Below are 19,472 nucleotides of genomic sequence, written 5' to 3'. Positions count from 1 at the left end.
AAGGAATGAACCAATGAAAAAGATATTTGGGTTTGCAAGCCTTGGCACCGCTGGTGCTGCCGCCATATTCGCGATGAGCCTGAATGCCGCACCGACGGCAGCGCAGGAGGTCATGCTTTACAAGAATCCGCAATGTGGATGTTGCGAAGACTACGCCGACTATCTGCGCCAAAACGGTTTCACGGTAGAAGTGAAACCTACCCAAGATCTTTCGCAAATCAGCCGCGAGGCAGGTATCCCGGATGATTTTCAGGGCTGCCATACTGCATTTCTGGGCGACTATGCTGTGAGTGGCCATGTTCCGATTGCCGCCGTCAAAAAACTTCTTGATGAGCGACCAAAAATTGCCGGAGTGACGCTTCCGGGCATGCCGATGGGGTCGCCGGGTATGGGCGGCGCTAAACAGGAGCCATTCAAAGTGTTCGCTGTCGAAAAAGGTGTGAGCCCGACTGTCTACATGGTCGAATGATCAATTGCACGGTCTGGCGCAATTGCGCGCCAGACCGGCTTCACAGGAAAAAAGGATGAATTGTATGATGATGGACGGTGGAATGATGGGTGGCAGTATGGTTGTTGCGACGGGTCTCGTTTGGCTACTGATTGTGGTGGTGCTGGGGCTGGCGGCAATTGCACTGGTCAAATACATCCGCTCGGACGACGGGAAATAGTAAGGCACCGAGATGCGGATTGAAGGTGCCAGTAGCGGCGACAGCCTGTTGATGATGGGATTGGCCTGGGCGGTTTGCGTCCTGCTTATCTTGTCGTTGTTCGTGGCATTTTTCATCCTCTGTAGGTGGCTCGCAACAAGGAGGCGGAAGCGCAGTGAAAAACACCATTAGGCTCTCCGCATTTTTGTTCACCGCAACGGTCTTACCGGTTGCGGCGCAGAACGACATACCCACGGGCGCGCGCCTTTATCAAGAAAACTGCGCCAGTTGCCACGGTGCTAACCTTGAGGGGCAGCCTGAGTGGCGCTCAAGATTGCCAAACGGCAGATTGCCCGCCCCACCGCATGACCCATCGGGGCATACTTGGCATCATTCGGACCGCATATTGACTGACATCGTAAAGCGTGGAACTGCGGCGATCGTCGGGAACGGCTATGAAAGCGACATGCCCGGTTTCGAAGAAGTGCTGAAGGATGAAGAAATTGTGGAAATCTTGGCCTTTATCAAGAACACATGGCCCGACCGGATCCGCGAATTGCAGGAAAGCCGCAGCCAAGCGGATGAGAAGGTACAACCATGACGCAGAAGTCTGCAAGCAAGAATGAACCCCCAAGCTCATGCTGGTGCCTCTGCTGGCGATCCGTAATTTGAAACGCAAAACTGCCAAGGGACCAACGCAATGAAACATTTTACGCGGGCTCTGATTGTATGGGCATGGTCTTTTGGAATAGCGTTCGCGGGACCGCAAGGGTTTGCTGTCCGTGCAATGCCACAACCGATCGTCAATGTGCGCTATCTGACAGAAGACGGCCGTCGGGGAGATATGGAAGATTTTCGAGGTAAGGTCATCCTCGTGAACCTGTGGGCGACATGGTGCGTTCCATGCCGAGAAGAGATGCCGACGCTGGATGCGCTACAGGCAGAACTAGGGAGCGATGTTTTCGAGGTGGTTGCTCTGTCGATAGACAGGGCAGGTGCGCCCGCAGTCCGACGCTTTTACAATGATATTGGCGTTAATAACCTTACCATGTATGTCGACAATACCATGTTGTCGATGACCGCGCTGCGCGCAATTGGCCTGCCGACGACAATCCTGATTGACGATAAAGGGCAAGAGCTTGGGCGACTGATCGGGCCGGCCAAATGGGACGATCCAAAGATGGTGTCCTTCTTGCGGGATTTTATAGAATGAACATCGCCAACCCAAATGGGAAACCGAGCCAGGAGGGCCAATGAGCGATCCCACAATAGGCGTCATGCCGTCGTTGACGGACGCGATTTCTTTAACCGCAGTTCGTCGATATTTTTCAGTGATCATCCCAGCCAATCTGATCTGGGAGTTTGCACACATGCCGCTTTACACGATTTGGACCGCGGGCAGTTGGAAGGAGATCGTCTTTGCGGCCGTTCATTGCACGGGTGGGGATATCCTGATCGCCCTAAGCACACTGATGCTCGTCTTGATACTGATAGGCAAAGGCTGGCCCTATTTCGCTGCGACGCGGCGTTCCGTAAGAGCTTTGACTGTAGCTTTCGGCTTGGGATATACTTTCTTCAGCGAATGGCTCAATATCACGATCCGCGAAGCTTGGGCCTATTCAGATTTGATGCCGATCATTCCGTTCCTCGATGCGGGCCTGTCGCCGGTTTTGCAATGGATTGTTATTCCCTTGGTCGCGTTCTGGTGGGCAGGACAGACCTTTAATGACAAATGCAATCAATGATGGGTTTTGCGGTATAGCATCTTTGCCGAATTCTCGGCTGGACCGGCAGCATCGGCTCGCTCCTGATGCTCGGCTTCACCTCCACAGGCATGCTGGCTCATATTGATCTATTCCGAGGGGAGGGGCGTATATTTCCAAAAAAGATCATTGTTCGCCAATGCCATCACCGCGCGGGTCCGCTATGTATCTAACGCTGAGGGCAGAACGCTACATGATCCATAAGCATCGGCCACTCAACAAAACTTTCGCCTAAAGGATCGTTTTTCTTGGAAGCTATTATCTCTCTGATTTCGCAGTATGGCACATTGGTTTACCTGCTGCTTTTTGGCTATTGCGCCTTGAAAAGCGGGTCTTTGCCGTTGTTCGGGGGGTATGCGGCGCAAGCCGGGGCGCTGGATGTCGCACTGGTCGCGGTTGCGACATTTGCGGGTGGCTATTTGGGTGATGAATTGCGCTTTGCCGTGGCGCGGCGGTTTGGCGCAGGCTTTCTGGCGTCACGGCCGCGTCTTTTGGCGCTGATGGGCAAAGCCGAATCAATGCTGGATGCCTATGGCTGGGCTTATATCTTCATCTATCGTTATCCCAAGGGAATGCGCACAATTGGGGCGCTGCCTGTGGGTCTGACGCAAATGAAGTGGCCGGTGTTTACGGTGTTGAATGCTTCCTCGGCTTTGCTATGGACGGGGCTGTTGGTGGGTGCTGGATATTACCTTGGCGCCGCGATTGAGCGTGCGGTGGTTGACGGGTGGGGCACCTTCAGCATCGTGCTGCTTTTGGTTTTTCTCGGCCTTGCTATTCTGGGATGGCGGCGGCTCTCGCGGACGGTCGGCTGACGTTATAGGGATGGGTGATCCGACGCGTTATGCGCATGGCCGCACAGATCATGGTTCCCCAGCACCTCAATCACGCGGCAATCGGCGATGGTGCCATGGGCGCATTGGGCAATCATACGTTCCAACTCGATTTCCAAGGCGCGCAGGCGGGCAAGGCGGTCACGCACGGCGACAAGTTGTGCCTTTGCGATCTGATCCGCCGCCGCACAGGATTGATCGGGGGTATCGGACAGGCTGAGCAGATCGCGGATGGCCTCCAGCGTGAAGCCCAGCTCACGGGCATGGCGGATGAAGGTCAGCCGGTCCATTGTGGCGGTGCCATAAAGCCGCTGATTTCCGGCGCTTCGTTCCGCTTCGGGCAGCAGACCGATTTCTTCATAATAGCGGATCGTCGGCACTTTGACGCCGGCAGTCCTGCTTAACTTTCCGATGGTCAGCATAAAAAACCTCTTGAACCTCTAGTTGCTAGAGACATTAGAGATGGGAATCAATAAGAGCAATGCCTTGACCAGACCGGAGACAGATATGACCACGCCACCCGTTGAACAAACCGACAGCAGTTGCGAATGGACCGTTTCGGGCATGGACTGCGGATCTTGTGCCAACAAGATCAAGGATGCGGTGGGGCGGCTGCCGGGGGTTTCTGATATCAGTGTGGCACTGATGACCGAACGCCTGCGGTTGACACTGGATGAGGCGCAAACCCCCCGCGGGCGGATTGAGGCGACGGTCAAATCACTTGGCTACGGCATTGCGCCAAAGGGCGAGGCCGCCGCGCGGAAGGGGTTTGTGATGCCCGAGCAGGCAGGTGCGCAGGATCATTCCGATCACGACGGCCATGACCATGACGCCAAATCCAGCCCTGATGCGGGCCACGGCAGTGCAGGCCATGTGCATGACGACCCCGCCGACAGGGGCAAGCGTTGGTATCAGACCTCCAAGGGCCAACTGGTCATCGTGACCGGCATTCTTTTGGTGGTCGCCTGGGGCATCGAACTTTTGACTTCGTCTGAGATCGGCTATTGGGCGTTTTTCATCGCCTGCCTCATCGGAGTGGCCCCAGTGGCCAAACGGGCCTTTGCCGCGCTGCGCGTCGGCCAACCTTTTACCATCGAAAGCCTGATGACCATTGCCGCCATAGGCGCGCTGTTCATCAACGCGGCGGAAGAGGCGGCGCTGGTGGTCTTTTTGTTTGCGGTGGGCGAGGTGCTGGAAGGCGTTGCGGCCAACAAAGCGCGTGACGGCATTCGTGCATTGGCCAATCTCGTGCCCAAAACGGCGCTGCTGGAGGAAAATGGCACCACCCGTGAAGTTCCCGCGGAAACCCTGACTGTGGGCCAGATCGTTCTGGTGCGTCCCGGTGATCGCATCCCAGCGGATGGTGAGATTGCATCGGGCACAAGTGGCATCGATGAAAGCCCGGTAACGGGCGAAAGCGTGCCGCGCACCAAGGGGCCAGGCGATGCGGTCTTTGCAGGCTCCATCAATACCGAGGCCGCCTTGAGCGTGAGAGTGACCAAAGCTGCACAAGACAACACAATTTCCCGCATTATCCAATTGGTGGAAGAGGCCGAGGAGGCCCGCGCGCCGACAGAACGGTTCATCGATCGGTTCAGCCGTTGGTATATGCCTGCAATCGTAGGCGTAGCGCTGCTGGTTATCCTCGTGCCCCCCCTCATGTTTGGGCAGTCATGGGACACATGGGTTTATCGCGGCCTCGCGCTTTTGCTGATCGGTTGCCCTTGTGCGCTGGTGATTTCGGTGCCTGCGTCCATTGCCTCGGCGATGTCTGCAGGTGCGCGCAAGGGGCTGTTGATGAAAGGCGGGGCGGTGATCGAGGCCGCCGCCAAGACCACACATGTGGCCTTTGATAAGACCGGCACTCTGACGCATGGCCGCCCTGTGGTGACGGATGTGGTGGCACTGGGCGCGCTGGATGGGAGCGCTGTGCTGTCGCTTGCCGCAGCGGTTGAAGCAGGGTCCAGCCATCCTCTTGCCTTGGCGATTTCCGGCAAGGCTAGGGAAGCGAATGCCCCTGTTTTGGCGGCGCAGGACGCCCGTGCGATCCTAGGTAAAGGGGTCGAGGCGGTGATTGACGGTGCATCCGTCTGGGTCACCAACCCCAAATATGCAATGGAGCAAGGTGGTCTGGACGGGATCGGGTTGCGCCAGGCGTCAGCGCTGGAGGAAGAGGGAAAGACGGTTGCTGTGCTTTACCGCGCCCGCGAGCCGCTGGCCTTGTTTGCGCTGCGTGATGAGCCGCGCAGCGATGCCGCTGATGCGGTGCGCCAGTTGCGCGCCATGGGGATCACCCCAGTGGTTCTGACAGGCGACAACCCACGCACCGCAGCGGCTATTGCGGGCGGCCTCGGCATAGAGTTTCAGGCGGAAATGATGCCCGAGGACAAGTTGACGGCGATCAAGAAGATGGGTGAGACCGGTCATGTGATGATGATTGGTGACGGCATCAATGACGCGCCGGCGCTGAAACAGGCGTCTGTTGGCGTAGCGATGGGGTCGGGCACCGATGTGGCGCTGGAAACCGCAGATGCCGCCATTCTGCGCGACCGGGTGACGGATGTGCCTGCGCAAATCCGCCTGGCGCGGGCGGCGATGGCCAACATCCGTCAGAACGTGACACTGGCGCTGGGGCTGAAGGCGGTCTTTCTCGTGACCTCCGTGTTGGGAATTACTGGGCTGTGGATCGCCATTCTGGCTGATACCGGTGCCACCGTGCTGGTTACCCTGAACGCGCTTCGCCTGCTGCGCTTTAATCCTGAGCGGGAGGGTTGACGTGATATCGCTGTTTGGTTGGGCCGCCCTTGCCGTGTTGGCGGGATATCTGGCCCTGTTTGTCTGGGGCAATGCAAATGCCTCACGCGCGATCGGACAATCGGTCTGGCTGTTTGACAAGGCCAAAGGCCAAGATCGCCTCGCTGCGCTTGGTTTTCGCTCATCCTTTGTGTTGGCGGGCTTTGGACCGATGCTCTGGCTGGCAGTTCCGGCCTTGCACAAGGCCGACCCGCTGTGGACCGAAGGCGCGTTTGCCGCCCTTAGCATTATTGGGATATGCGTCTCCGCAGTTGGCACGATGGTCGCCTTTGCGGCCCAAAGGTCGATGGGGGCATCTTGGCGGGTAGGTGTTCCTCAGGCCGATACCGGGGCGCTGGTACAAACCGGGTTGTTTCGCATCAGCCGCAACCCTGCTTTTTTGGGGCAGGCTTTGCTATTGGCTGGTGTGGCACTGGCAATCCCTGCGCTGCCGACCGCGGCGGCTGTCGTGATATTCCTGACCTCGGCCAGCCTGCAAATCCGATCAGAGGAAGCTGCTTTGGCCCGCACACTTGGGCAGGCCTACCTGACATATTGCAAGGATGTTCCACGCTGGATCGGATTGTGGGCAGAGATTCCGGAAACGCGTTTTGCGATGGGTCTTGTTCTGCTTTGTGTGGTCGCTTTTGATCAGATCACAAAGCTCATGGCGCTTGTGTGGTTGACGCAAGGGGATGTCTATCCTGTCTCGCCAGGGTTTAATCTCGCTCTTGGCTTTAATGAAGGTGCCAGTTTTGGCTTGTTGTCCGGGGTCATGGCAGGCAGGCCATGGGCCATGATTGCCCTGACCGGTGCGTTGACCCTGGGCATCGCCATCATGGCGCTGCGGACGAACAACCGATGGGAACGGCTGGGGCTGACTCTGGTTGTCGGTGGATCGCTCGGGAACATCATTGATCGGGCGCGGCAAGGCATGGTTACAGATTTTCTCGACGTCTATTGGAGGGCGTGGCATTGGCCGACATTCAATATGGCTGATGTGGCGATCAGTCTTGGGGCGGTGGCATTGATTTTGGCAATGCTGCGTAAGGCGCCTGAGCAGGAGAATGCCGATGCGTGAAAACGGAGACCTTACAACTTTCCGTTTGGAAGGGGCGCTGGCGGTAGCTTTCGGGATTGCCCTTGTCGCCACCTTGGCTGCGCTGTTCATCGGTGAGGTGCTGGGCCAGATGCCCTGCACTCTGTGTTGGTATCAGCGCATCGCCATGTTTCCTTTGGTGCCGCTTTTGGGGATAGCCACATTGCGTGGTGATACCGGAGTGCGGATATACGCGCTGCCCCTCGCACTGGCGGGACTGGCACTGGCACTTTGGCATAGTGGGCTTTATGCTGGGCTGATCCCTGCCGCCATCGTACCTTGCACCGCATCAGGTCCTTCCTGCACGGATCAGGCGCAGGTGGTCCTTGGGATGCCCTTGCCCTATCTATCAACCATCGCTTTTGCGGCCATCCTGGCCAATCTTAGCTTACTGAAAGGAACCCGCGCATGAACCGCCGCGCTTTTGTTATCGGCTCGACCGCTTTGGGCCTGGTCGCCTTTGGTGGCGGCGCGTTTTACGTCACCCGTCAGCGTCAACGTGACACCGCCCTTGCCGCAGCAACAGCCCCTATTTCCGATGACGCTGTTCTGATCCGGCCCTATTCGCCCATCCTTGGCCCGGTCGATGCCCCTGTGACGCTGGTCGAGTTTTTCGACCCGTCCTGTGAGGCGTGCCGCGCCTATCACCCCGTGTTGCAGCAGTTGCGCAAAGAATTCCCGACGCAGTTGCGAATTGTGTTGCGCTACACCGTGTTTCACGAAGGGTCAGATGAGGTCGTGCGGATGCTGGAAGCCGCGCGGCGTCAGGATCTGTTCGAGCCTGTTTTGGACGCTTTGCTGGAAGAGCAGCCAGGCTGGGCTGTTCACGGCGCGCCTGCGCTGGATGTGGCATGGGAAATCGCCGGGGCTGCTGGCCTTGATCTGGACAAAGCCGAGGGCGACATGCTGTTTCCCGGCACCACCGCTGTGCTGAACCAGGACGCCGCCGATGTCGAGACGTTGAATATCCGCCAGACCCCCACATTTTTCCTGAATGGCAAGCGGCTAGAAAATTTCAGCGCCAATACTCTGATTGCCGACATTCGGCTAGCCGTGGAACAAGCAGGCTAATTGCAATCACAAACGCTAATGGAGACTGCCGTCTATGAGGCTTCGACATATACAGATCGGGCTTTGGGTCATGGCCGGGCTTGCGGCCCTGGCCTATGGCGCCTTCATTCTGCGGCCCCAAATGAACACACAAACCCATGAAACCACGTTTAGGTCTGAATTTTTTCTGGCCGATGGCGCAGGCCAGCTTCGCACAACAGACGAATTCGCAGGCAAGTTTCAACTGGTGTTCTTTGGCTTTACCAATTGCCCTGATGTCTGTCCGACCACGCTGTCCGAGGTAGCACAGGTGATGGACGATCTGGGCGATGCTGCGGCAAAGGTGCAACCCATCTTCATCTCGATTGATCCCGAACGTGACCGTAGGTTGGGAATTGACACCTTTGCCCATGCCTTTCACCCCGCCATTCTGGGGCTAACGGGTGATGCAGAGGCCACGCGGGCAGCAGCGGAGAGTTTCAAGACATTCTTTGAGCGCGAGGACGCGACAGATGCTACCGATGGCTACACCATGTCGCATAGTGCAGCCCTTTACCTTATCGGCCCGAAGGGTGATTGGTTGCGCCAATTCGACTATGGCACCCCTGCCGATGCCATTCTTTCCGATCTGAAATCGAGGTTCTGACACATGAAAAATCTCCTTCCTGCAATGGCATTTTTGTTGGCGGCCCCAATGGCGCAAGCCTGTGAAACCTTTACGAGCGGCGATATCAGCGTCCAACAGGCTTGGTCCCGTGCCTCTATCGGAACGGGGCGCCCAGCGGTTTTGTATCTGGAGATCACCAACAGCGGCGCGATGGATGACGCCCTGCTTGGCCTCACGACACCGGCGGCCAGCATGCCGATGCTGCATGAAACCACTGTCACAGATGGTGTCGCCGCGATGCCCCATGCTGCGTCAATTCCCGTTCCAGCAGGCCAAACTGTGGCTCTGTCTCCGGGAGGATTTCACGGGATGCTCATGGGCCTGACCGATCCACTGGTCGAAGGCCAAACCTTTCCCATCACCCTGACGTTCGAGCAGGCTGGCAACCTTGATGTCACCGTAGATATTCTGTCGATGCGGGCAAAGGGGGCGGCGTGCGACGACGCCAAATAATCCTGTCCCTTGCCGGTGTGGCCGGAGCTTCGGCGTTCATGCTAGGGCTGGGGGCGTGGAGGACGCGCAACCGCGCCGTTCCTAACCCGCTATTACCATTGCCACTGACATCAATGGACTGGCGTCTGACCAATCACGTCGGGCAGGAGGTCACACCCGCAGATTGGCGAGGACGCCCTGCAATGGTGTTTTTTGGCTTTAGTTACTGCCCCGACGTCTGCCCAACGACGCTGCTTGATATAGCTGACTGGTTGGAAGCGCTTGGCGCAGACGCCGATAGGCTGACGGTTGCCCTGATCACAGTCGACCCCGAGCGTGACACACCGGAGGTGCTGGCAGATTACATATCCAATTTCGACCCGCGCATCATAGGCCTTACTGGCAGTTTGCGCGAGACTGCCCGCGCGGCCACTGATTTTCGCGTCAGCTTTGAGAAAGTGCTTGCCGGAGACGGCGACTATACGATGAACCACACTGCGGGTGTTTTCCTGTTCTATGCCAACGGACAATTTGCCAGCATTATTGACTTTCATGAGGACCGGCGTTTCGCTGTCCCAAAACTACGCCGTATTTTTGCATGAAAAGGAGCTAACCATGACCATCACCACCCTGACACGCCGCCACCTGATGCTGACCGCCGGAGCCACAGCCATTGCCCGCCCAGCCTTTGCGGCAGAGGCCTCCATCCATGTCGTCAAAGATCGAAACTGCGGATGCTGTTCGGCTTGGGTCGATGTTTTACAGGCTGAGGGCTTTACTGTCACCACCGAGGACAGCCTTGGAACATTGCTGATGCGCTACAAATCGGACAACGGCATCCCGCAAGACATGATCTCATGCCACACTGGTCGGATTGATCAGTATATGCTTGAAGGCCATGTGCCACCGTCTGATATCCGCCGCCTTCTGGTCGAGCGCCCCGATGCTATAGGTTTGGCCGTGCCTGGCATGCCCTACGGCTCACCGGGAATGGGGCCGGATAACGAGCGCGAAGCATACGATGTGTTTCTGATCCGGCGCGATGGCACGACCGAAGTCTTCTCGCGCTATGAGGCTGCGTGAACGAACGCCATGCGTTCTTGAAATGGCCTTGTGGGTGCTGCCACCATCATGAAATTCGGCACAAAAGCTCAACGAATTGTGTATTGTCGTCGTTCTACATTTACTTCATATCAATTTGATGTGGATAAAGATGCGCCTTTTTCTAGTTGGATTGCTGGTCGGCGCTTTTTTGGTGCAGACCAGCCTGAGTCATGTTTCAACCGCAAGTGCAGCGGTCATGATAACCATGCAGGATGATTGCTGCCCAAGTGATTGCCCAGATTTGCCGGAATGTGATGCCGCGTGCGTGTCCACGATGCAATGCCGTGCGGTGTCATCGGTTCAAAGCAAGAAACTGGCCGTCTTGGAGTTTTTTCCAACTTCGAAGATTGCGGTCTTTTTGACTGTTGGGCTAACGGATAGTCTTCAGTACATGGACAACGGCCTGAGAAGACCACCGAAGGCATGAAGGGTGGGGTGCTTCGCGCGCCCCAAAGCTGCACGTTGATCTGGGGTAGGTTCCTTTCGGGGATACGCTCCAAGTGTCGGCGACCCCCTTTGTCCAAATTTACAGGTCTGTCATGTTCCATTTATTGCCCCGCTTTCTTGCGGCCCTTGTGGTTGCGGCCCAATTTTCTGTGCCGATGGCGCAGGCGGCCGCGTCTGATTATTCCCTTGTCCTTGCCCAAACCAAGTATCCGTTCGGCAACGGAGCAATTCTGGATGTGGCCCTGATCGACACCCGCACCAACACGCCAGTCGACGGGGCCATCCTTTTTGCGACGCGGATGGATATGGAACCGGACGGCATGGAGACTATGACGACGCCCATAGTGGCATTGCCAATCGAAAAACCCGGTCACTACCGCTTTTCCACCGATCTGACGATGGACGGCAACTGGCGCTTTTCCGTCGCAGCAAAGGTTCAGGGTGAGGCGGAGACGGTGCAGGCGCAGATTGTGATCGAGGTGTTGCCATGAGCGTGTTTGGAAAGCTGGTTATGCTTGGTTTCGTCGGCGGCATAACCGGATGGATGGGCCTTGCAGCCGGGGGCAAAGGTTGGACGCCTGCGATGCTAACGGATGCGGCACAGGTGCAGTTTGTGATATGGACCGGACTGGACGCGGAAGCGATGCCAGCCACGGCCAAAGAAGCGGCTGGCCCCATCATCTATTACCGCCATCCCGACGGCTTGGCCGAGTGGTCGGCCGTGCCGAAAAACGCCGTCGATGGTCGCGCGTTCTTGCCCGTGCTGGCAAGCGAAGATGTGTCATTCGATCCGGCCGCAGCTCCTCTTGCCGCGGCCGACGGCGCGCCGCGCAAGATACTTTATTATCGTCACCCAATGGGCCTGCCAGATACCTCTCCGGTGCCAAAGCTCGATTCGATGGGAATGGATTATCTTCCCGTCTTTGCTGACGAGGCAAGTGATGCGGGTTCAGTGACCGTATCGCCGGGTAAGTTGCAACGGACCGGCGTGCGCACAGCACTCGCGGTGTTGGAGCCGATGGCTATGACGATCCGCGCGCCGGGAATAGTGGTGTTGGACGATCGTCGGGTCAGTGTCATCTCATTGCGCGCTGATGCGTTTATTGAGACGGTCGAGGATGTGACGACCGGATCAATGGTCGTGGCTGGCGCGCCGTTGGCGATGCTGTATTCACCCGAAATAGCTGCTGCAGCGGCGCTCTATGTCTCGGATCTGCGCAATGACGGTGGGCGCGCCGAAGGTAGCCGCCAAAGATTGGCAAATCTGGGTGTTCCTGCGGCGGTTATCGACCAAATTGCAACTGACAGGCGCGCGCCGGTGAACATCGCGCTGTTGGCACCGCGTTCTGGTGTCGTGCTGGACCGGATGGCGGTCGAGGGCATGATGTCATCCGCGGGCGAGGCGTTGTTCCGCATCGCTGACACGTCGGTGATGTGGGTCATGGCCGATGTACCGGAAAGCGCCTTGAAAGGGCTTCGGCGCGGAAACATGGCGACAATCGCTTTCACTGGTCTGCCCGGCGAAACCTTTTCCGGGGTCATAGACGAGATCTATCCGCAGGTGGACATGCAGACACGCACAGCCCGTGTTCGCATTGACCTTGCCAACCCTGACGGGCGCTTGCTGGTCAACATGTTTGCCGATGTCACGCTTGCTACGGGCGACGATGGGCCGGTGGTACAAGTCCCACAATCAGCGGTCATTGATACCGGCGACCGCCAAGTCGTTATCCGCGATCTGGGCGAGGGCAAGTTTGCACCGCAAGATGTGGTCTTGGGACGGCAAGGTGCCGGAATGGTAGAAATCCGCGAAGGCATCAATGAAGGTGACCGCATCGTCACAACGGCGACATTCCTGATCGACGCGGAAAGCAACCTGAACGCCGCACTCGCGACGCTGGCAACACCGGAAGCAGTCAAATGATCGCGCGTATCATCACATGGTCGGCCCGCAATCTGGTGCTCGTGTTCTTTGCCACCGCCTTGATTGTCGCGGCCGGGGTTTGGTCGCTGCGCACGTTGCCAATCGACGCCATCCCCGATCTGTCGGATGTGCAGGTGATCGTGCTGACCAACTATCCGGGTCAGGCCCCGCAAGTGGTCGAAGATCAGGTGACCTATCCGCTGACCTCGGCCATGCTGACGGTGCCACGATCACGCGTGGTGCGGGGGTTTTCATTCTTTGGTATCTCGTTCGTTTACATCATTTTCGAGGACGGTGTTGACCCCTATTGGGCGCGATCCCGCGTTTTGGAATACCTCAACGCCGCTGCGGCCCGCCTGCCTGACGGGGTGACGCCCGCTCTTGGCCCCGATGCGACGGGTGTGGGCTGGGTCTACCAATATGCAATCACAGGCGAAAACTTGTCGCTTGCAGAATTGCGATCCTTGCAAGATTGGGTCGTGCGCTTTGGCGTAAGTCGGGCCGAAGGCGTTTCCGAGGTTGCGAGCGTTGGTGGTTTCGTCAAGCAATACTCGGTGACAGTCGATCCCGTACGGATGCGGGCGCAAGGGATTACGTTGTCCGACATCGGCACGGCTATTTCTGAAAGCAATATGGATACCGGCGGGCGCACGGTAGAGCTGGCCGAATTCGAATTCATGGTGCGCGGCCGCGGTTATCTTTCGGGAATCGAAGATATTGGCAACATCACGCTGCGCAGCATCGGCGGCGTGCCTATCAGCCTAAAAGACGTGGCGCGAATCGAAATCGTTCCGAATGAACGCCGCGGCATCGCCGAGTTGAACGGCGAGGGCGAGGTGGCAAGTGGCATCGTGTTGCAACGGGTCGGGGCCAATGCGCTGGATGTGATCGAGAACGCCAAGGCCGAGTTGGACGTGGTCGCCCAAAGCCTGCCCGAAGGGGTAGAGATCGTACCGGTCTATGACCGTTCAAATTTGATCCTGTCAGCCATCGAGACGCTAAAGACGACGCTACTGGAAGAGAGCCTAGTCGTCGCGTTCGTGACCATCGTGTTTTTGCTTCATTTTCGCTCTGCCTTGGTGGCGATCATCATGCTGCCGGTTGGGTTGCTGATGGCCTTCACTGCGATGAAATTCCTTGGGATTGGCGCGAACATAATGAGCCTTGGCGGCATCGCCATTGCCATCGGTGCGATGATCGATGCGGCCATCGTGATGATCGAAAACGCGCATAAACACTTGGAACGCGCCGCCCCTGACAAGCCCCGCACCGAGGTGTTGATCGAGGCGGCTACCGAAGTCGGTCCTGCGCTTTTCTTCAGCCTTTTGATCATCACCGTGTCGTTCTTGCCAATCTTTTCGCTGGAAGGGCAAGAAGGCCGCATGTTCGGCCCGCTTGCCTATACCAAGACGTTTGCTATGGCTGCAGCGGCGTTCCTGTCGGTAACGCTGGTGCCAGCGTTGATGGTGGTGTTCGTGCGGGGCCGGATCATCCCGGAACACAAAAACCCTGTAAACCGGGCCTTGATCGCGATTTACCGTCCAGTGATTCAAGCCGTTCTGAAGGCTAAAAGCCTAACGATTATCGTGGCCCTCGCGGCACTTGTCGCCACCATCTGGCCTGCGCGCCAGCTAGGGTCCGAATTCATGCCGGTGCTAAACGAGGGCACTCTGATGTATATGCCGACCACTTTGCCGGGGCTATCGGTCACAAAAGCGGCCGAACTGATGCAGACGCAAGACCGCATCATCAAGACCTTCCCTGAGGTGCTAACGGTCTTCGGCAAGGCAGGCCGCGCTTTGACTGCCACCGACCCCGCACCGACAGAAATGTTCGAAACTATCATTCAACTGCGCCCCGAGGCCGAATGGCGCCCCGGTGTCACCACCGAAAGCCTGCGGCAAGAAATGGACGCGGCACTGCAATTTCCCGGCGTGTCGAATGCGTGGACCATGCCAATCCGCGCGCGCATCGACATGCTGTCCACCGGTATCCGCACCCCTGTGGGCATCAAGGTCTATGGCACCAGCCTGACCGAGATGGAAAAGGTCGCGCGTGAGGTCGAGGCTGTGTTGCGCACGGTTCCCGGCACAACCAGCGCCTATGCCGAACGGGTGATCGGCGGTTACTATCTTGATATCACCCCTGACCGCGCCGCTCTTGGTCGATACGGCTTGTCTGTGCAGGATGTACAAGACGTGATCGGCATGGCACTCGGGGCCCAAGCGATCACCCAAACGGTCGAGGGGCGCGAGCGGTATGATGTCGCCGTCCGCTATCCGGCGGCCCTGCGGTCAGACCCGGAAGCGATCGGGCGCGAGGTTCAAGTGGCGCTGCCTGGCGGCGGCACCATACCCTTGGGCGATGTGGCAAAAATCGAGCGCACACGTGGGGCCACCTCGATCCGCACCGAAAACGGACAGTTGGCGGTCTATATCTTCGTTGATATTGCGGGCCGTGATTTGGGCGGCTTTGTTGAAGAAGCGCAGGCGGCTGTGGCCGCATCTGTAACCTTGCCGCAAGGCTATTCGCTGGGCTGGAGCGGGCAGTTCGAATACCTCGAACGCGCCAAAGAACGGCTTGCCATTGTGGTGCCGCTGACGCTGGCGCTGATCTTTTTGCTCCTCTTCCTCAACTTCCGCCGCCTGACGGAAACCCTGATCGTCATGCTGTCATTGCCCTTTGCACTGGTCGGAGGCATCTGGCTGATGTGGTTCATGGGCTTCAATATGTCGGTTGCGGTGGCAGTAGGCTTTATCGCGCTGGCTGGCGTGGCGGCAGAGACCGGGGTGATTATGTTGATATACCTCGATCAGGCACTGACCGAGGCACGCGAACGGTGCAAAGGCCGCGATTTGACCCGCGACGAGCTCTACGCGGCAATCATGGTCGGTGCGGTGGACCGTGTACGGCCCAAAATGATGACTGTGGTCGCGATAATGGCGGGCCTGATGCCGATCCTCTGGGCGCATGGCACAGGATCGGAAATCATGCAACGCATCGCCGTGCCGATGATCGGCGGAATGGTATCGTCAACCTTGCTTACTCTGATCGTCATTCCCGCCGTCTATGGCATCATCAAAGGCTGGGGTCTGAAAAGAACGAGCGCGGCATCAGATTTTCCGTTTGAGCAGACTGCCCGGTAGGTGCTGTCGCGTAACCCGCGCAGTTCCACAGTTTTCAACGTCAATCTCAAAGCCTTGCGGTCACTTTTGGCGACCCTTGGCGGCGGTCAGGCCGGGCTGAATGCCTTCGGGGCCGATTATGCTTCACGGCCAAATTTATGGAAGGAACGATTATCAAATAAAATCAATATATTACATAACCTTGATTATAGGGTTGGGCTTTGTCGCCGCAAAGTTAGAATGTCCCCTGTGAGCAAAGTTAAAGTGTCACCCTCCCTGTGTCGCCATCTCGGCGCGTTGGAGGATACACATGGGATGGGTCATGATGAGCGAGCGCGAGCTTAGGCGAGTTGATGTTCTGTCGCGTACGCTCCATGGAAACATAGTCAGTGATCTGGGTGTGGCCCGCACCAAGAGAACTATTTGCGGCTTACCAGCAAAGCTGGCGTCGCTCGATATTGGCGCTGCAGAAGGTTACGTCGTAAACCTCGGGGTAGCTTGAGAGCGTCCAGTTTTTCGACAATTACGCAGCGAGCGCAGCAAACTGCTGTCACTTGAGAACGTCTAACGCCGAAGCCGGTTTCGACCTTGGCAGGGAGCGCGCCACACGCCGCAACTGAGCGATAGCATTGACTTCTATGCATCAAAAATGGTCTATATGTGAGTTATAGAAAGGATGCTTATAACTCATGCCCTGGAACTGGACATTACCTGATTGGCCGGATTTCCGGTATGACGCCTCCACTCTGGAGACGTTCGAGCAGAAATTTCTGCTGTCCTCCGGCGAGATCGTCGGTGCCGTGCATCATGTCAGCCAACCTGATCGCGAGCAACTGCGCATCGAACTTCTGAGCGACGAAGCGATGCAAACCAGTGCCATTGAGGGCGAAATCCTCGATCGATTGAGCGTACAGTCGTCTTTACGCCGCCAGATGGGACTGGACCCCGACAGCTACCCGACCAAACCGCGTGAGCAGGGCGTGGCTGAAATGATGGTGGACCTCTATTCGGGTTTTGCGGATCCGCTCGACCACGAGACCCTGTTTCGCTGGCACCACATGCTTCTGTCCCATGATCGCCGGTTGGAGAGCATTGGCGAGTACCGCCAGCACTCCGAGGCAATGCAAATCGTCTCGGGCCGCCTTGATCGACCGACAATCCATTTTGAAGCGCCTCCCTCCGTTCAAGTCATGCCCGAAATGGAGCGCTACGTTGACTGGTTCAACAAGACCGGACCCGGCCGCGCAACACCGCTCCCAGGCCTGACACGTGCGGGGCTCAGTCACCTATACTTTGAGAGCATCCATCCTTTCGAGGATGGCAATGGCCGGTTGGGCCGCGCCCTGGCTGAAAAGTCATTGGCGCAGAACATTGGCCAACCGAGCCTCATAGCGCTTGCCTTCACCATCGAGAAAGAACGCAAGGCCTATTACGATCAGCTCGAGTTCCATCAAAAGACGCTGGACGTGTCAGAGTGGCTCGTCTGGTTCGCCGAGATCGTCCTGAAGGCCCAACAGGTCACGCTCGACCGTGTCGGGTTTTTCATCAGCAAGGCGCAGTTTTACGACCGGCACCGCGATCAGTTGAACGATCGCCAGGAAAAAGCTATCGCACGGATGTTCCGTGAAGGTCCCGCTGGCTTCAAAGGCGGGCTCAGCGCCGAGAATTACCTCAAGATCACAGGCACCTCGCGCGCGACCGCAACCCGGGACCTGCAGGACCTCGTCGAGAAGGGCGCGCTCAGACGAACCGGTGAACGGCGGCATACGCGCTATTGGCTTTGCGCAAGAAGGGCTCTAATGCAGCCCCCCGCAGACGGCATTGACATGCAAAGATGATCGATATCAATGGAAGATATCCAAAAGGTTTGATGCGATCTCTATCAAGCTTCACCGCAAAATCTCCCCGACCAAGACCGCTTGCCCATGCACAGCAAGAGTTGCAGTGAACCTCGGGCAGCCGAACTGCTTTACGACCTCGTGGACGCGAGCTTGATAAGCAGCTTGGCCGATCAATCGGCACAAATCCGCCTCGTGAAACTGCCTATTTCTAACCGGTGCGGCGCTAATCAATTCTGTGAGTTCAGCCTGCACCGGATCAACGGAAACGGCTGTTTCCGGCACCTTCACCTCTTCATGAGCAGCCTTTGGCGCATGCCGCCACCGCCGCATAAACCCCAACAAATACCCCGCTGGCACGCTCGCATTCCCTCGTTGCCGATTGAACGCAATAAACCGTTCCCAAATCACCTGCGTATCAACATTCCAGCAGGGCAGGGCGGTTTTAGCCGCCTTGATCAGCCCGGCCCACCGGGTCTGAAACACGCTTTGCGTTCCCCCGATATCTATCTTTCCTGCAAATATAGTTTTGTGAGAGTCTTCTTTAAAGAGTGATGTGTCGTGGCCTGATGACACCACATCCTGTGATCTCTCGCGAGTTTTCTCGCCAAACCGGAACAGCCACGGCGCATATTTGCCATGCGGTTTGCGCCGTTCCAAGCGAAGCCCAGAGGCAGCAAGCTCACCAAGTAAATTGGACAGGTACTGACGCGAGATGCCCATGCGCTCTGCCAATGAGGCAAGCGTAAAGGCCGCAGTGCCACGCGGAAGGCCGTTGTAGCCATCCTTCCAAGCAATCCCGTCGAGAATAATCGTGGCAAGTTTGTGGGCGGACACCGAGAGATCGGTTTCAGTGATGCGGCGAAGTAGGGCGCCGGTTGTGAGGCTCATTGTCGTCTGCTTTCTGAAGTGAGACGCCAAACCATTCGGCCATAATTTTTCGTCTCCCAGAGTGATCTAGGAGTTGAAGGGGTCCAAAAGCTCGGTTAGAAATGCGGTGCAAAGCGTTTCTGAACCGGCGTCGGACCTATGGTCTGGCGTCGTTTTGGTTTCTGGGGGTGAGATCGTCTCGCGCTATGGGCTTATTTTGCTCGAATTCAGGTAGGGCCTAATAGTGGACCTCCTCTGAGCCATAGCTGCCCATGTAATCGCGCCATTCGACAAAGACGGATCGGTAGCGGTAGTTGCGACATTCGACCGGCATCCTGAAGTCCGACGCGGCGGGTACAGCACTTGGGTCACTTCGCTTGCGCTGATAATCGCCTTGGGACCCGTAGCTACCCTCATAGAAAGCAGCTGAACTGCTGCAATTGTCATCACCACTGCGCTGCATCTGGAATGTGATTTCAAAAACCTTGATGGAGCGAACAAAATCAAAGGCGGGATCAGAGATGTCGACATCGGCCTGATTGGCAACGCGTTGCACGGGAACCTCTCTGGTCGGAAATCGCCAAGACCATTCTGGCTTTGGCGCATTCGCGCGAATATCAAATAGCCGTTCCAAATCTGTCGGTTTCGGATAACCCACCCGCATCGGGCAATTCCAGATTTGCAGCGGCGGCTCTATAGGCCAAGGTGTGATGCGGCGGATAAAGACCGCACGCGCATGGCTGCATTCGGCGGAACCGGGCCATCCGCCCGCCAAACACAAGAGGATGGCGCAATCGACCGGGTAAGCGGCGGCGGGTTGCACAGCGGCAGTAGAAAATCCAAGGCTTAGCAATAGGGCAAGGAGAAGCGGCTTCACGGA

At 57.3% G+C, this 19,472-nt stretch carries 22 protein-coding genes; 19 read left to right on the top strand and 3 right to left on the bottom strand.

All coding sequences use genetic code 11. The features are described from left to right. Positions 1–13 precede the first annotated feature (13 nt). From G560_RS0116430 to G560_RS0116405, 6 genes are all read left to right on the top strand, one after another. Positions 14–469, top strand: a complete 456-nt coding sequence (locus G560_RS0116430; RefSeq protein WP_022705385.1) for a DUF411 domain-containing protein — start codon at positions 14–16, stop codon at positions 467–469. A 55-nt stretch (positions 470–524) separates the two neighbouring features. After that, on the top strand, positions 525–668 hold the full coding sequence (locus tag G560_RS21110; protein WP_022705384.1) for a hypothetical protein: 144 nt from the start codon (positions 525–527) through the stop codon (positions 666–668). Between the two features lie 184 nt (positions 669–852). Next, positions 853–1,248, top strand: coding sequence for a c-type cytochrome (locus tag G560_RS0116420; protein ID WP_231575889.1), 396 nt, complete (start codon positions 853–855; stop codon positions 1,246–1,248). A 99-nt stretch (positions 1,249–1,347) separates the two neighbouring features. Next, a complete protein-coding gene (locus G560_RS0116415) occupies positions 1,348–1,860 on the top strand; it encodes a TlpA family protein disulfide reductase (RefSeq protein ID WP_022705382.1) in 513 nt (170 codons plus the stop codon). Positions 1,861–1,900: 40 nt separating this feature from the next. After that, positions 1,901–2,392, top strand: a complete 492-nt coding sequence (locus tag G560_RS0116410; protein ID WP_022705381.1) for a hypothetical protein — start codon at positions 1,901–1,903, stop codon at positions 2,390–2,392. A gap of 266 nt (positions 2,393–2,658) precedes the next feature. Then, entirely contained in the window at positions 2,659–3,225 is a 567-nt protein-coding gene (locus G560_RS0116405) for a DedA family protein (RefSeq protein WP_022705380.1), read from the top strand. Between the two features lie 2 nt (positions 3,226–3,227). Here the strand turns inward: G560_RS0116405 and G560_RS0116400 are convergent, their stop codons facing one another. Then, on the bottom strand, positions 3,228–3,665 hold the full coding sequence (locus G560_RS0116400) for a MerR family transcriptional regulator (protein ID WP_022705379.1): 438 nt from the start codon (positions 3,663–3,665) through the stop codon (positions 3,228–3,230). Positions 3,666–3,750: 85 nt separating this feature from the next. On the opposite strand from G560_RS0116400, the gene G560_RS0116395 reads away from it, so the two are divergent. The 13 genes from G560_RS0116395 to G560_RS19585 all read left to right on the top strand — a co-directional run bounded on the left by G560_RS0116395 (position 3,751) and on the right by G560_RS19585 (position 17,722). Further along, positions 3,751–6,018 (top strand): heavy metal translocating P-type ATPase, encoded by a 2,268-nt coding sequence (locus tag G560_RS0116395; RefSeq protein ID WP_022705378.1) that lies wholly within the window; start codon positions 3,751–3,753, stop codon positions 6,016–6,018. Position 6,019: 1 nt separating this feature from the next. Beyond that, positions 6,020–7,117 carry a signal peptidase II gene (lspA, locus tag G560_RS20790; RefSeq protein ID WP_081647688.1) on the top strand — a complete coding sequence of 366 codons (1,098 nt, stop codon included), beginning with the start codon at positions 6,020–6,022 and terminating at the stop codon, positions 7,115–7,117. Further along, complete coding sequence (locus tag G560_RS0116380; RefSeq protein ID WP_050525245.1) at positions 7,110–7,547, top strand: disulfide bond formation protein B; 438 nt, start codon at positions 7,110–7,112, stop codon at positions 7,545–7,547. The genes lspA and G560_RS0116380 overlap by 8 nt, the downstream gene beginning before the upstream one ends. Then, positions 7,544–8,206, top strand: coding sequence for a DsbA family protein (locus G560_RS0116375; RefSeq protein ID WP_022705376.1), 663 nt, complete (start codon positions 7,544–7,546; stop codon positions 8,204–8,206). Before G560_RS0116380 ends, G560_RS0116375 begins: the two co-directional genes overlap by 4 nt. 34 nt (positions 8,207–8,240) lie before the next feature. Further along, the gene (locus G560_RS0116370; protein ID WP_028914195.1) at positions 8,241–8,831 is read left to right on the top strand and encodes an SCO family protein; all 591 of its coding nucleotides are present in this window, start codon (positions 8,241–8,243) and stop codon (positions 8,829–8,831) included. A 24-nt stretch (positions 8,832–8,855) separates the two neighbouring features. Next, entirely contained in the window at positions 8,856–9,305 is a 450-nt protein-coding gene (locus tag G560_RS0116365; protein WP_244870047.1) for a copper chaperone PCu(A)C, read from the top strand. After that, the gene (locus tag G560_RS0116360) at positions 9,287–9,886 is read left to right on the top strand and encodes an SCO family protein (protein WP_022705373.1); all 600 of its coding nucleotides are present in this window, start codon (positions 9,287–9,289) and stop codon (positions 9,884–9,886) included. The genes G560_RS0116365 and G560_RS0116360 overlap by 19 nt, the downstream gene beginning before the upstream one ends. 13 nt (positions 9,887–9,899) lie before the next feature. Then, the gene (locus G560_RS0116355) at positions 9,900–10,367 is read left to right on the top strand and encodes a DUF411 domain-containing protein (protein ID WP_022705372.1); all 468 of its coding nucleotides are present in this window, start codon (positions 9,900–9,902) and stop codon (positions 10,365–10,367) included. A 48-nt stretch (positions 10,368–10,415) separates the two neighbouring features. Then, entirely contained in the window at positions 10,416–10,604 is a 189-nt protein-coding gene (locus tag G560_RS21250) for a hypothetical protein (RefSeq protein ID WP_162140879.1), read from the top strand. A gap of 323 nt (positions 10,605–10,927) precedes the next feature. Next, a complete protein-coding gene (locus G560_RS0116345) occupies positions 10,928–11,326 on the top strand; it encodes a FixH family protein (RefSeq protein ID WP_022705370.1) in 399 nt (132 codons plus the stop codon). Next, complete coding sequence (locus tag G560_RS0116340) at positions 11,323–12,759, top strand: efflux RND transporter periplasmic adaptor subunit (RefSeq protein ID WP_022705369.1); 1,437 nt, start codon at positions 11,323–11,325, stop codon at positions 12,757–12,759. The genes G560_RS0116345 and G560_RS0116340 overlap by 4 nt, the downstream gene beginning before the upstream one ends. Then, the gene (locus G560_RS0116335; protein WP_022705368.1) at positions 12,756–15,905 is read left to right on the top strand and encodes an efflux RND transporter permease subunit; all 3,150 of its coding nucleotides are present in this window, start codon (positions 12,756–12,758) and stop codon (positions 15,903–15,905) included. Before G560_RS0116340 ends, G560_RS0116335 begins: the two co-directional genes overlap by 4 nt. Before the next feature lie 668 nt (positions 15,906–16,573). Beyond that, positions 16,574–17,722, top strand: coding sequence for a Fic family protein (locus G560_RS19585; protein WP_022705367.1), 1,149 nt, complete (start codon positions 16,574–16,576; stop codon positions 17,720–17,722). A 51-nt stretch (positions 17,723–17,773) separates the two neighbouring features. Here the strand turns inward: G560_RS19585 and G560_RS0116325 are convergent, their stop codons facing one another. Further along, the gene (locus tag G560_RS0116325; RefSeq protein WP_022705366.1) at positions 17,774–18,613 is read right to left on the bottom strand and encodes a hypothetical protein; all 840 of its coding nucleotides are present in this window, start codon (positions 18,611–18,613) and stop codon (positions 17,774–17,776) included. Between the two features lie 217 nt (positions 18,614–18,830). Next, positions 18,831–19,469, bottom strand: a complete 639-nt coding sequence (locus G560_RS0116320; RefSeq protein WP_022705365.1) for a hypothetical protein — start codon at positions 19,467–19,469, stop codon at positions 18,831–18,833. Positions 19,470–19,472: the final 3 nt, after the last annotated feature.

This window comes from Pseudorhodobacter ferrugineus DSM 5888 (assembly GCF_000420745.1).
Lineage (GTDB): Bacteria > Pseudomonadota > Alphaproteobacteria > Rhodobacterales > Rhodobacteraceae > Pseudorhodobacter > Pseudorhodobacter ferrugineus.
Note: the sequence above shows the minus strand (reverse complement) of the source record. Positions and strands in the feature narration are given on the sequence as shown.